The 12,636-nt window shown below is 68.0% G+C and carries 14 protein-coding genes; 8 read left to right on the forward strand and 6 right to left on the reverse strand.

The window, feature by feature from the left end; genetic code table 11:
- Position 1 precedes the first annotated feature (1 nt).
- Together MEBOL_RS18065 and MEBOL_RS18070 are read right to left on the reverse strand one after the other, a co-directional pair.
- Positions 2 to 439 (reverse strand): peroxiredoxin, encoded by a 438-nt coding sequence (locus tag MEBOL_RS18065; RefSeq protein WP_095978609.1) that lies wholly within the window; start codon positions 437 to 439, stop codon positions 2 to 4.
- Positions 440 to 536: 97 nt separating this feature from the next.
- Positions 537 to 1,178: a response regulator gene (locus MEBOL_RS18070; protein WP_095978610.1), complete on the reverse strand. Its 642-nt coding sequence runs from the start codon at positions 1,176 to 1,178 to the stop codon at positions 537 to 539.
- Between the two features lie 300 nt (positions 1,179 to 1,478).
- On the opposite strand from MEBOL_RS18070, the gene MEBOL_RS18075 reads away from it, so the two are divergent.
- Complete coding sequence (locus MEBOL_RS18075; protein WP_157775137.1) at positions 1,479 to 1,991, forward strand: PTS sugar transporter subunit IIA; 513 nt, start codon at positions 1,479 to 1,481, stop codon at positions 1,989 to 1,991.
- Between the two features lie 20 nt (positions 1,992 to 2,011).
- Here the strand turns inward: MEBOL_RS18075 and MEBOL_RS18080 are convergent, their stop codons facing one another.
- On the reverse strand, positions 2,012 to 2,215 hold the full coding sequence (locus tag MEBOL_RS18080; protein ID WP_095978612.1) for a hypothetical protein: 204 nt from the start codon (positions 2,213 to 2,215) through the stop codon (positions 2,012 to 2,014).
- A gap of 279 nt (positions 2,216 to 2,494) precedes the next feature.
- On the opposite strand from MEBOL_RS18080, the gene MEBOL_RS18085 reads away from it, so the two are divergent.
- The 4 genes from MEBOL_RS18085 to MEBOL_RS18100 all read left to right on the forward strand — a co-directional run bounded on the left by MEBOL_RS18085 (position 2,495) and on the right by MEBOL_RS18100 (position 5,297).
- Complete coding sequence (locus MEBOL_RS18085) at positions 2,495 to 3,124, forward strand: hypothetical protein (protein WP_157775140.1); 630 nt, start codon at positions 2,495 to 2,497, stop codon at positions 3,122 to 3,124.
- A gap of 86 nt (positions 3,125 to 3,210) precedes the next feature.
- Positions 3,211 to 3,831 (forward strand): DUF3575 domain-containing protein, encoded by a 621-nt coding sequence (locus MEBOL_RS18090; protein WP_157775143.1) that lies wholly within the window; start codon positions 3,211 to 3,213, stop codon positions 3,829 to 3,831.
- 139 nt (positions 3,832 to 3,970) lie between these two features.
- Positions 3,971 to 4,432: a carboxymuconolactone decarboxylase family protein gene (locus MEBOL_RS18095; RefSeq protein ID WP_095978615.1), complete on the forward strand. Its 462-nt coding sequence runs from the start codon at positions 3,971 to 3,973 to the stop codon at positions 4,430 to 4,432.
- On the forward strand, positions 4,419 to 5,297 hold the full coding sequence (locus MEBOL_RS18100) for a sigma-70 family RNA polymerase sigma factor (RefSeq protein WP_095978616.1): 879 nt from the start codon (positions 4,419 to 4,421) through the stop codon (positions 5,295 to 5,297). The genes MEBOL_RS18095 and MEBOL_RS18100 overlap by 14 nt, the downstream gene beginning before the upstream one ends.
- Positions 5,298 to 5,372: 75 nt before the next feature.
- On the opposite strand, the gene MEBOL_RS18105 is transcribed toward MEBOL_RS18100, so the two are convergent.
- Together MEBOL_RS18105 and MEBOL_RS18110 are read right to left on the reverse strand one after the other, a co-directional pair.
- Positions 5,373 to 6,023 (reverse strand): DUF7738 domain-containing protein, encoded by a 651-nt coding sequence (locus tag MEBOL_RS18105; RefSeq protein ID WP_483869360.1) that lies wholly within the window; start codon positions 6,021 to 6,023, stop codon positions 5,373 to 5,375.
- Complete coding sequence (locus tag MEBOL_RS18110) at positions 6,020 to 8,374, reverse strand: HET-C-related protein (protein ID WP_095978618.1); 2,355 nt, start codon at positions 8,372 to 8,374, stop codon at positions 6,020 to 6,022. The genes MEBOL_RS18105 and MEBOL_RS18110 overlap by 4 nt, the downstream gene beginning before the upstream one ends.
- Positions 8,375 to 8,697: 323 nt before the next feature.
- Between MEBOL_RS18110 and MEBOL_RS18115 the strand changes: the two genes are divergently transcribed.
- A complete protein-coding gene (locus MEBOL_RS18115; RefSeq protein ID WP_095978619.1) occupies positions 8,698 to 8,970 on the forward strand; it encodes a hypothetical protein in 273 nt (90 codons plus the stop codon).
- 10 nt (positions 8,971 to 8,980) lie between these two features.
- Here MEBOL_RS18115 and MEBOL_RS18120 read toward each other — a convergent pair whose 3' ends face one another.
- On the reverse strand, positions 8,981 to 9,721 hold the full coding sequence (locus MEBOL_RS18120) for a GNAT family N-acetyltransferase (protein ID WP_095978620.1): 741 nt from the start codon (positions 9,719 to 9,721) through the stop codon (positions 8,981 to 8,983).
- Between the two features lie 226 nt (positions 9,722 to 9,947).
- On the opposite strand from MEBOL_RS18120, the gene MEBOL_RS18125 reads away from it, so the two are divergent.
- A complete protein-coding gene (locus tag MEBOL_RS18125) occupies positions 9,948 to 11,537 on the forward strand; it encodes a methyl-accepting chemotaxis protein (RefSeq protein WP_095978621.1) in 1,590 nt (529 codons plus the stop codon).
- 94 nt (positions 11,538 to 11,631) lie between these two features.
- The gene (locus tag MEBOL_RS18130) at positions 11,632 to 12,618 is read left to right on the forward strand and encodes a glutathione S-transferase family protein (protein ID WP_245920096.1); all 987 of its coding nucleotides are present in this window, start codon (positions 11,632 to 11,634) and stop codon (positions 12,616 to 12,618) included.
- The last annotated feature ends 18 nt before the right edge of the window (positions 12,619 to 12,636 follow it).

Below are 12,636 nucleotides of genomic sequence, written 5' to 3' on the forward strand. Positions count from 1 at the left end.
GCTACACCTGCTGGAGCGCTTCGGCGGGGAAGGCTCGGGCATCCACCTTGGCGTGGTAGGCCTTCACCTTGCCGTCCGGCCCGATGATGATGCCGGCCCGCCGCGCCGAGGCCGCCTGGGTGTCATCGCACGCGCCATACGCCAGCCCCATCCGCCGTCCGGTGTCACTCAGCAGGGGGAAGTTGAAACCAAACTTCTCGGCGAAGGCCTTGTTCGCCTCGGGCGGATCGAAGCTGATGCCCAGGATGGCGGCGTTCTTCTTCTCGAACTCCGCCTTGTAGTCGCGGAACGAACAGCCCTCGGCCGTGCATCCCGGTGTGTCCGCCTTGGGATAGAACCAGAGCACCACCGTCTTGCCGCGGTAGTCCGCCAGCGTGTGGGTCTTGCCCGTATGGTCGATGACCGAGAAGTCTGGCGCCGCATCCCCTGCGTTCAGCATGGAGCCTCCTGGGTGAGGGGCCCTGCCTACCAGGGCGGGGCGCGCGTGTGCCTGGGCTTTCGGCGGGGAGTGTTGCCTCGAAGGCAGCTCGGGGGACTCAGCCCTCGATGGGCACGAGGCCCCGGCGCGCCGCCTCCAGGGCGGCCTCGGCCCGGGTGGACACCCCGAGCTTGCGGTAGATTTCCTTCACGTAGCCGCCCACCGTGTGCCGACTGAGCTTGAGCACCTCCGCCACCCCCGCGATGCTCAACCCCTTGGACAGCAGCGTCAGGACCTCGACTTCCCGGGGCGTCAGCGCCTCGTGGGCGGGCTCCGTCGCGGGCGGCGCGAAGAAGCCGAGCAACCGCCGGGCGATGGACGGCGAGAGCGCGGGAACGCCCTCGGAGATCGCCTGGAGCATCTGCACCAGGTGCGCGCGCGATTGGTCCTTGAGCACATAGCCCTGGGCCCCGGCGCGCAGGGCGGGGAACAGGTGCTGATCCCCATCGAAGATGGTGGTCACGATGCGCAGCGTGGTCGGATGGCGCTCGCGCAGCGCGTGCAGGATGTCCACCCCACTGCCATCCGGCAATCCCAGATCCACCAGGGCGATGGCGGGCGAGGGCCCCTCGAGTCGTGCCAGGGCCTCCTTCACGCTCGCGGCCATGTCCACCCGGATGCCGGGAAAGGCCGCGATCAGCACCGCCTGCAACCACACCCGGGCGTCCTCCCGGTCCTCCACGATCAGCCCCACGTCCATCGTCTCCGCCTCCGCGAAGGCAGTCTCGCACCTCGTCCCGGGCCGCGCACCCCTGCGGCGGCCGGGCGCGGACCGGCCCCGAGGGACGGGGTGCGCGTTGGATGAAAACCTTGCTCGTCCAACGGGTGCTCCACCCGACACCCCACCGGGGAAGACGCGTCTGTCCGGGACGCGGGGGCTTGCCGATACGCGGGAGCATTCCGAGCATGTGCGTGGGGGGAGGCCGATGCCATGGGAGCCGCGCGTGCATCACCCACGCGCACCGGGGATCGCCATCGCATCTCCTCGGGGAGGCACCCAATGCGTTTCACCGAGCATCTGTCGGAAGACTGCATCGTCCCGACGTTGTGGAGCGGGGACCGGAAAGGCGTGTTGCACGAGCTGGCGGGAACGCTCGCGGCGAGCACCGGCGCTCCGCTGAGGAAGGTCGAGGGCTTGCTCCAGGCACGCGAGCACCTGTGCAGCACCGCGATTGGCGAGGGCATCGCCATTCCGCACTGCCGGGTGGAGCGGCTGCGCCACGTGACGGCCTGTGTCGCGGTGCACCGGGGGAGCGGCGTGGACTTCGGGGCCAGGGATGGGCTGCCGGTGAGGCTCTGGGTGACGCTCGTGTCACCGGCGCAGGAGGCGGGGGCTCACCTGCGCATGCTCGCGCGCATCGCGGCGCTCCTGCGTGACGCGCGGCTGCGCCAGTCCGTGCTGGCGGCCCCCTCCGCCGCCGCCATCCGCTCGCTCTTCATCCGGGCCGAGGACTCCTATCTGGCCACCCACCCGCTCCGGCACGACCTCTCCCTCCCCGCCGCGGGGGCTTAGGGGCACCTCCTCCGGGCGCCTCAATGCACCTCGCGGATGTTGAAGGCCTGGGGTCCGCCATCCAGTCCTTCCAACTCGAGGTCGAACTCGACCTGGGTGCCCGGTCCCGCCTCCTCGAGCTCCCGGCTCAGGTTCAGCGAGAGGAAGGAGACCGACATTCCATTGGCCAGTGCGATGGTCCCTGGCTCCAGCTCTCCGGCGGGTCGGGTGATGGTTCCAATCATCGTCTGGATCCTTTCAGCGCGCGGGGATGCGTCCTCCATCGGAGCGTGTGCACCTCGGTACAGGCGATCAACCACCCCGGGCGGCCGGGCGGCCGGGCGAACCGCGCCTGGGTCTTGGCGGGTCGAGACAGATTGTCCCTCGTCCTCCGGGTGAGGACGGGTCAATCTGTCGAGGAATCGAGTCCCGACAGTGTTCCCTCCCTCGGGGGCCATGCTGGCATGCGTGCTGCAATCCTTTCCGTCACGCCGTGAGCCCTCCGGCGAATGGGGAGGATGTCCATGCGGATGTGGATGAAATGGAGTGTGTGCGCCGGACTGTCATGTCTGCCCATGACGGCCCGGGCCGAGGCGCCCCCGGAGGCACGCCGCACCGTGCTCCTGGTGCAACCGCTGTTCATGGGAATGGGCCAGGTGGGCGCGGGCGTGGAGCAGGCGGTGGGCGGGCACGTGGCCCTGTCGGCCTCGGTCCAGGGCACGTTCATCGCCAATACCTTCCGGTTGGCCGCGGGGGCGCCCGGCATCTCCACGGTGCGCTACGGCGTGAGCGTGGACCCGGGCGTGCACTTCTACCTCGCGGGCCGCGCGCCCGAGGGCCTGTGGGTGGGTCCCCATCTCGAGGCCTCGTGGGAACGGATGTCCGGTCACTACAGGATCGTGACCCCCGATGGGGGCCTGCCGGTCGACAGCGGCATGGGGTCGCTCCAGTACGGAGGCAGCGCGCGGGTGGGCTACACGGCCATCCTCTCCCCGGGTCTGTCCGCGCAGGTGGGCCTGGGGCTCTCGGCCCTGCGGGGACGTACCACGATCGTCAATGCCTCGGCGGATGGGACCGGGACCGTGGAGCAGACGACGGAGCGCGGCTGGTCGCTGGCGCCGCGTCTGACGGTCGGCGTGGGCTGGGCCTTCTAGCCCTGGGCGCCGTGCCTCGAGGTGTTTCCTTTTCCTTTTCCCTCCGGTGGGCCGTGCGCCGGACAACGAATGAGAGAGAGCGAATCATGCGGACGTGGATGAACTGGATGGCGTGTGCCGGAGTGGCGCTGTTGCCGATGCAGGTGGGGGCCGAGGAGTTCCTGGAGCAGGAGAGCCAGGAGGTCCGGAGCACGGTGGTGCTGGCGCATCCGGGATTGACGGGCCAGCTCGGCGCGGGCGTGGAGCACGCGGTGGGCGAGCGCGTGACCCTCGCGGCGACGGTGACGGTGATGGCGAACTTCAATGACTTGCGTTCGGACGCGCTCGGCACGGGGTTCTCGTCCACGCAGTGGGGACTGGGCCTGGACCCGGGCGTGCACTTCTTCCTCACGGGCCGCGCGCCCGAGGGCCTGTGGGTGGGCCCCCACCTCGAGGTCTTCGGGGACTACGTCACCTCGCGCAACGACACCGTCTACCCCGAGGCGAGCCAGAGTGTCGAAAGCGGCTGGCGCTCGCTCACCTACGGCGCCAGCGCGCGCCTGGGCTACACCGTCATCCTCGCGCCAGGCCTCACCGCGCAGCTGGCGGTGGGCATCACGGGGCACCGCAACCACACCCTGGCGTCGACCCCCTCGGCGGACGAGGGCTACCTGCGCTCCTGGTCGGTGGCTCCGCGCACGACGCTCGCCGTGGGTTGGGCTTTCTAAGCGTCCTGGCGGCCCTCACGGCTTCCATCCCAGGGGGCGTCCAGGCGGGCAGTTCATTTTCTCGAGGGCCATGTCACAGCCATCCCAGGTGATTCGTCCTGGGGGCGGGCAGGCTCTTCTGCCCGGAATGGAGCCACATATGAAGCCGAGGATGAATCCCCATGCGGTCGCGCCGGAGATGATGAAGGCCCTGTTCGACCTGAGCGCGAAGGTCGAGGGCTGCGGGCTCGAGCGAAGCCTCCTGGAACTGATCAAGACCCGCGCCTCGCAGATCAACGGCTGCGCCTTCTGCATCCACATGCACACCCGCGACGCCCGCGCCCATGGGGAGACCGAGGAGCGACTCTATCTGTTGGATGGCTGGCGGGAGTCGCCCCTCTACACCGACCGCGAGCGGGCGGCCCTGGGCTGGACCGAGGCCCTGACGCTCGTGTCCCAGACCCATGCGCCGGACGCGGACTACGCGGAGCTGAAGGCGCATTTCACCGAAGTGGAAATCGTGAAGCTGACCCTGGCGATCACGACGATCAACGCCTGGAACCGGATCGCCATCGGCTTCCGGTCCATCCATCCGGTATCTTCGCGCAGTGAAGCCGCCTGACGACAATCCCGCGGAACATTTCGACCCCCTCCGCCCGCGCCTGCTGCGCATCGCCTACCGGATGTTGGCGAGTGTCGCGGAAGCGGAGGATGTGGTGCAGGAAGCCTACCTGCGCTGGCACCAGACGGACCGCGCCACGGTGCGGGACGCCGAGGCCGTGCTCGTCCGCACGGTGACGCGCTTGTGTCTGGACGTCCTGAAGTCCGCGCGTGTCCAGCGCGAGCAATACGTGGGCACGTGGCTTCCCGAGCCCATTGTCGAGCCCGTGGAGGGTGATGACTTGACCCTGACCCTGATGCTGGCGCTGGAGCGCCTGTCTCCCCTGGAGCGGGCCGCGTTCCTCCTGCACGACGTGTTCGGCATGGACTTCGACGAGGTGGCCAGGGCCATCGACCGAGACCCCGCCGCCTGCCGGCAGCTCGCCAGCCGGGCGCGGAGTCATGTGCGAGAGGCTCGGCCGCGCTTCCCCGTGACGGAGGGGCAGGGCCGGGAACTCGCCTCGGCGTTCTTCACCGCTTCCCGGAGCGGAGACATGGGCGCGCTCCAGGCGCTGCTCGCCCAGGACGTCGTCACGTATTCCGACGGCGGGGGCAAGGCGCGGGCGGCGCTCAATCCCATCTATGGACGGGAGAAGACCCTGCGCTTCACCGCGGGACTGGCGAGGCGCGCGGGGTCGACCGGGTCCCGCCTCGTGTACGAGGGGATGATCGACGGGCTGCCGGGGTTCGTGACCGTCGAATTCGATGGCGCGTTGCAGACCACGGCGCTCGCCATCGAGGAGGGCCGGATCGTCGCCATCTACATCACCCGCAACCCCGACAAGCTGCGCGCGATCCGCCAGGTGGTGCCCGAAGACGTCACGTGATGAAAGCGGGCCTTGAGGCCCCAATCGCGCGGCCGTGGTGGAGGGGCTTCGTCGCGGCTCAGTCGGAGTGAGTACCTACTTCGCTATACGGCTGTCGGCTTCCTGGCTCATGCGGAGTTCCTCCTGACGGACTTCTTCAAGACGTTCCGGCGGAGATGGGATGAGGTGCTTCGACAGTCCGAAGGATGTGAGTGAGCGGTCATGGCCATAGTCGAGGTGTATGGAAAAGTCCCCGACGTCATAGCTGTAGAGCCCACTCATGTGGCCGCGGCCGAAGGACTTGCCCTTCTTGTCTCGGTTGATGTCGTTGATGTTGGACTTACTGGTGATGGGTCCTCCATCCACGAAGAGTCGACCGGGGAAGAGTTTACGCGGCCAGAAGTCAGGCTCGGTTCGGGTGAGCTGGGAGTGTCGCTTGCGGCCCATCAGGATCTCGAAGGACTCGGGCCCGGGGCGTTGGCGTTCCTGGTCGTAGAGGAAGAGCCCGAGTTCGTCCCAGGTGAGGATGCCTTCCTGTTCCCGGCTGGGTGGACCGAGTACTTGTCTCCAGTTCTCGGTATTCTCCCAATCCAGGAGTTGGCCATTGTAGTGCACCGATGTGCCTTCCACCGTGAGGAGGGGAGACGTGGTGGATCCTGGAATGGGAGGTGGAGGGGGTGTGGACTCCCGGCAGCCGCTCAATAGTAGAAGCAGGAGCCCCTTGCTCACCCATGACGATGGGCTCATCGTCCCCCCTGTTTCATGAGCCGATGGGCGCGTTTCATCATCGTCTGCAAGCGCTGGGATGACTGTTTCGTCCACTCCGTCATCCAGCTCTTCGAGCCCAGGCGAGTGATGGCCGCCCGGTGGCCGGGAATCCACACCTGGACGTGATCGCGCATCCACCCGGCGCTCCCTTTGGGATCGATCAGCGCGGGGTGCAGGACGTAGCGGGAGGCGGTGAGGACGACTTCATCCGCGGTAGCCCGGCCGCTCCACGCCCGTTGAATGACCTTGCCCACATCCAACACGGCGCCCGCCGCCAGGTTGGCCGCGAGGGAGTGTAAGGGGTGGTCATCATGGTCCTTGGCCAACTGTGTGTGGGTGGGATTGGTGCTCGAGGGGTCGCTCAGGAAGGCCGTCTGTGCATCATCCAGGGCACTGGCCACGGAGTGGATGATTCCTCCCAGTAGGGCCTTGAGTGCACGCAGTGCCAATCCCACCGTCTCACAGCTGAGGGTAGCGAGGGTGGGGTAGCTTTTCTCCAAGTCGTGCAGTCTCTCCAGGAGCCCGCCCATGGCATCGCGAATCTCGGTATACCCTTGATCCTCCAGGAGAATCAGGGCGATCCGTGTTCCCGATTTCATTTCGCCCGCGATGCATTCCTGCTCTTTTTGCATCGATTCGGCGATGCCCAGGGTAAGGCTCGCGAGGGTGTCCAACCCACCGAACTGACCGCTGGTCAGGGTCAGGGCGGCGGCATTTCCCGCCTTGGCGCCCTGGGTGGGAACCCAGGGTTCCACCCACGCTCCGAGCTGGATGAGCATCAACTCCACGAAGTTCGTGTGACTGAAGAAGTCCTCCAGCGTGTGCAGCGCATGGCCGAAGTGCCGGTAGCCATCTGTTGATCGGCCATGCTTCACCGCGATGCGCAATTGGGTGCTCATGTAGTGGAATGCGCTGTAGGACGCCTCCTGGGCTGGGCTCCCGCTAACGCCGGGAATCTGGATGAGGCCGGGTGAATCTTGGCTCGTGAAGATATAGCTCCGGCCATCAAAGGTCTTCTTGCGGCAGCCCACTTTCGTGGCGAGCTGCCGGGAGACCTCGTCTTTGACGTCGGTGCCGAAGTTGTAGCGCGCCAACTCCTGCCAGGTCAGCCCGTGTGCACGGGCGATGCTGTCCAGCGATTCTCCATCCCTCACGCGATGGGCTCGCGGGGGTCGGCCTCCAGCAACTCCTCCGGAGCGGATGAAGTTCTTCATCCGCAGGGAGTTGACGGCCAGTTCCTCGGTGCGACAGGCGCCTCGGAAGGCGGGATCAATGGCTCGGGCGTCCGTGATGCCGTTCGGATTATCGATGTGCTCCTCGTTGCGGTAGACGCCCAAGCGTTGGATGTCGACTCGAAATGAAGACGTATTCGAGAGGTCTTCGTTGCTGAACTTCTCACGCGCCATGACCTCCACGATGCGCGTGATGCTTTCCCGGGACAGTCCGGTGGTGACCGGAGCACCCTTCTTGCGGACCAGCTTGGGATCGACGAGCTGTGAGTGATCGCGCAGCCAGTTGCCGAAATAGACGGCGGTTCGGGCCTGACGGCTGAAACCAGCCTCTTGCAATGCATCCTCGATGGACTCGTGTCCGAAGGAGCCCGGACGTTCGGAGCCTCGTCCAGCGCCGAAATACTCCAGCCCTCCCGCGCGGCCGTCGTCCCACTGCTCCGGCGCGCTAACGAAGCGCCGCACGGCCGCCGTCATCCCCCCGAACTCCACTTCCAGGGCCACGGGGCTTTCGGCCTGGATGTAGCGAGCGAACTCACGGCGTTGCTGTCCCCGATCATAGCCGAAGTCGATGAGCGCGTAGGCCAGCCGGGCTCCTTCGTCGAGGTGCGCATCCCCGCCGACAGCGGCGTAGTGTGTTCGCAGCAGGTGGTCCAGGTGGTGGCCGAATTCCTCGGTGAGGCACACGAGCAGCTTCCAGGCTTCCTCGTTGTCCTGTCGCGCCCGGAGAACCAATGCGCGCGAGACGAGGATGGAGCGGCTCTGGCCGTGGTAGGCGGCTGAGTGCCCATTGAGTTCCTCGTGGACGATGACGAGCCGAGGCGAAGGCAGCGAGCCATTGAGCACTTCGGCGCGCAGACGTTGGTAGGCGGTCCGGGGGATGTCCTCACCGAAGATGAGCCGCAGCCACGATACCCACTCCTCCGACGTCATCGACTCGGCGAGGGAGCGCAGCTCGTCCTGGGCCAGGCTGCTCTGGAGTGCTTCTCCTTCCACTGCGACCCAGGAGGGCGTGTTCCGGAGGAGGGACACCACCGTGTTACGCGGCGGGCCCAGCCTTGGTGACGATCCCTTCGACAACACCTTCGGAGGCAATGACATGTCGCTCCCCCCTTCTCGATAACGTACTCCGACGAGGGCAGTGTCGCGTTGGGCCGAAAGTTCCGTCAAGCGATGCGCCACTAGGGCTGGTCCCGGATGGCTCCGGTGAAGGCGCAGCGCACGTGGCCGAACAGCTCACTCGCACACGCCGCTAATCAAGCCGATGGGGCGGACGGGCGCCTGGCGTGGGCGGTCCCCTTGTCCCGGGGGACAATCCCCGGGGTGGGTGCCATCCCCATCCTCGGGGTATGGCGACGCGCGTGATGCATCCCCCAGGAGTGGAGCCGGGGCTCTCCCCTGGTCGCGGACGGTCCCTCCCTCGGATGGTCTGGTGGGTGGTGGCGCTGTTGCTGCTGGGACTCATCCTCTACTGGGGGCAGGGCGAGGAGCGGCGGGCGCTGATGGCGATGAATCCCGCGGAGCGGGCGGAACTCTTCCAGCGCGACTTCGCCACGTTCGAGTCGATGTGCCTGGGGACTCCCGAGAGCGGACTCCTGGCGGACTGCCGTGCGCGAGCCCGCTTCCTGCGCTTGTTCCCCGAGTGCGACGCGGCTTGTCGCGGCAAGGTGTCGCGTTACGGCCCTGGCACGCGTTGAGCGAGCGGCACTACTCGTCCTGGGGCTCGGGAGTGCTCTTGGCCGCGGGGGCGGCCTTCTTGCGGCCCCCTCCGGACAGGGCGCGCACGAGCCGTGCCTTCCTCGCGCTGGTGACCGCGGGCCCGCCCTCCTGGGACGCGACGCCAATGGTGGGGTTGCCCTCGGAGGCGGGCGAGGGGCGCGGCTTGATGCGGCGCGGAGGCAGGAGGTCCGGCTCTCCGGGCACCTTCTGGGCGAGGAAGATGGCCGCGTCCAGCTTGGTGAAGTTGCGCGTGCGGTACCAGCTCAGCGCGGACTCGTTGTTCTCCGCGACCTCCAGCACGAGGTGGGTGCAACCCCGCGTGCGCGCCAGGTGCTGCAATTGCTCGAGGATGAAGCTGCCCACGCCCTGGCCCTGGTAGTTTGGGTGCACGGCGAGCTCCTCCACGAAGAGCGGCCGCATGCCCCGCTTCTCGAACCAGCGCGGGTTGACCCAGTTGTCGTCGCCCGTGGCCTCGAAGGCGCACTCCGAGTAACCGACGATCTCCCCCTCCACCTCGTAGACGAGCTGTTCGATCCAGTCCGAGGAGTACACTTCCAGGAAGCGCCGCTTGGAGCGGGGCCGTTGGTACTCCACGGTCTCCCGGTTGACGTCCCGGAAGACGAGCTTGAGGAACTCCCAGGCCCGGTTGAGATCGCGGCGGTGGATGCGCCGCACGCGGACCTCCAGGGGGCCCTTCTTCTTCTTCGCGGGAGGCTTGGTCTCGGCCATGTCCCTCTCCTAGCCGAGTCCTCGCGACGATGCGCGCACAACCGTCCACCCAATGCCCGGGCGGCGTCACGGGGGCGCCATCGTGCCCCCTTTCCCCACCCCTGTCCCCCGGGCGGGACAAAGCCCCGCGCGCGGGGGCGCTCATCCAGTATCCTGCCGGGTGGGTCGAGGTGGCGCATGCCCCTGGCTCGGAGCACGGGCCCCCTGATGGGGGAAGGCGGAGAGGATGTCGTTCAAGCGCAAGGTCTTCCTGCTGCCGACCGTGGCCACGGCGTTCCTCCTGGCCCTCCTGGCGTTGTCGACGTGGGCGGGTCACGACGCCGCGCAACTGGGCGGGCGGATCATCCGGGGTTATTCGCCCGCGCTCGCCTCCCTTCGGCACCTGGACGCGCTGGGGTCGCTGCTGCGCTGGAACCTGGGCACGACCGCTCCCACGCGGGACGATGTCCGGAGCCACACCTTGAGGCAGCTCGCGGAGGACTTCGAGCATGAGCTGGTGCGCGTCCAGGCCAACCCGGTGATGGAGTCCTCCCGGCGCAAGCGGCTGGGGGAGGCCTTCCTGTCGTTCTGGGTCCAGACCCAGCGGGCCCTGACGCTGGCGGAGGCGCGTGACGCGGGCGCGGCCGCGGCCCATGCCCAGGCCCTGGAGCAGCACGCCATCCTGCAGCAGACGCTGCGCGGCTCGAGCGAGTGGGCCCAGGCGGGGTTGGATCGCTCCTCCGAGGAGATCGTCCTCTTGCAGCAGTGGCGGCAGCGCTGGGTGTTGTCGCTCGGGGGGCTGTGCATCCTGGTGCTCGGGGGGCTTTCGGTGTGGCTGGCGCGAGGCGTGTTGCGGCCGCTCACCCGGCTCACGGAGGTGACCACGCGCATCGCCACCGAGGGAGACCTCACCCAGCACATCGGTGTGGACTCGAAGGACGAGGTGGGCCAGCTCGCGCGGGGCATCGAGGCGCTGGTGACGCGGCTGCGCACGGTGCCCGTGGCGCTGCAGGGCACGGTGGACGAGCTGGAGCGGGCGGCCGGGCAGCTGTCGGAGGCGACTCAGCGGCAGCTGGCCTGGCTGGGCCAACAGTCGCGAGGCCTCACCGAGGCGAGCGAGACGATGGAGGAGATCGCCCAGACGTCGCGCCTGGCGGCGAGCCGGGCCGAGCGGGTGCTGACGGTGGCGGGGCAGGCGGACCAGTTCAGCGCCGCGGGCCGGACCTCGGTGGAGAGCAGCGCGCGGGGGCTGCGGCAGTTGCGCTCGCGGGTGGAGGCGATGATGGCCAACGTGGCGCACCTGTCCGAGCAGGCGGTGCGCGCGGGGGAAATCATCGGCAGTGTGCGCGACCTGGCGGACCAGTCCAACGTGCTGGCGCTCAACGCCTCCATCGAGGCGGCGCGGGCGGGCGAGGAAGGACGGGGCTTCGCGGTGGTGGCGCGTGAGATGCGGGCGCTCAGTGGCCAGTCGGTGCAGAGCACCCAGCGCATCGGGATGATCCTCCGGGAAATCAACCAGGCCATCCGGGACACGGTGTCCAACGCGGAGCAGGACAGCGAGCAGGTGGAGGAGGGCATCTCCCAGGTGCTGACCTCGGGGGACCGGCTCACGGAAATCACCACGGTGGTGCACGAGAGCAGCCAGGCCGCCCGGCAGATCGTGGCGTCGGTGACCCAGCAGAACGCGGGCATCACGCAGATGACCCAGGTGATTGCCTCGTTGTCCCAGCGGATGAACGACGTGGTGGCCTCCACGCACGACGCGGAGGCGGCGGTGGGCCGGTTGAATACCTCGCTCGAGCGGCTCAAGCGGATCGCGATCAGCTTCCGCGTATGAGCCCCCGGCGCCCCGGTTTTGATATCAGCCCTCCTCGTCGGGGTTTCACCCAAGGGCATGTTGTGGGGATGCCGGGAGGCATGTGCACGTGGGAATGCTGGTGAATGGAGAGTGGCGGACGGACTGGTACGCACCGGACGAGGCCGGGCGTTTCGTGCGCCCGCCCACGCGGTTCCGCGACCGGGTGTCCGCCCAGCGGGAAGGGCGCTTCCCTCTGGATCCGTGCCGCTACCACCTCTATGTCTCCTACGCCTGTCCGTGGGCGTCGCGTGCCCTGCTCATGCATGCGCTCAAGGGTCTCAAGGACGTGGTGGGCGTCACGGTGGTGGACCCCCGCATGGGGCCGGACGGGTGGAGCTTCGAGGGGTTCCCGGGCTCGGACATGGACCGGCTCAACGGGGCGCGCCACCTGCGGGAGCTCTACCTGCGGGCGGATCCTCACTACACGGGGCGGGTGACGGTGCCCATCCTGTGGGACATCCGCGAGCGGACGATCGTCAACAACGAGTCGCGCGAGCTCATGCGGATGTTCGACACGGAGTTCGATGCCTTCGCGCTCCACCCGGTGACGCTGTGGCCCGAGGGGCTGCGCGAGCGGGTGGACGGGGTGATCAACGCGCTCTACGAGCCGGTGAACAACGGCGTGTACAAGGCGGGCTTCGCCAAGACCCAGGAGGCCTACGAGCAGGCGTGCCGCGAGCTGTTCGCCGCGCTGGAGGGCTGGGAGCGGGTGCTGGCCCGGCAGCGCTACGTGTGCGGGGACGTGCTCACCGAGGCGGACCTGTGCTTCTACACGACGCTGGTGCGCTTCGATCTCATCTACTACGCGCACTTCAAGTGCAACCTGGCGCGCATCCAGGACTTCCCCAACCTCTGGAACTACCTGCTCGACCTGTACCAGACGCCCGGCTTCGCGCAGACGACGAACCTGGAGCACATCAAGGTGCACTACTACTGGAGCCAGGACGCGGTGAACCCCACGCGCATCGTTCCGCTGGGGCCCTCGGTGGACCTGAGCGTCCCGCATGATCGGGATCGGCTCGGGCCCCGGCGCCTGGCGCCCTCGCCGAACATCGGCTGAGCGGCGCCGGCGCCCACC

The sequence above is a fragment of the Melittangium boletus DSM 14713 genome, from assembly GCF_002305855.1.
Classification (GTDB): Bacteria; Myxococcota; Myxococcia; order Myxococcales; family Myxococcaceae; genus Cystobacter; species Cystobacter boletus.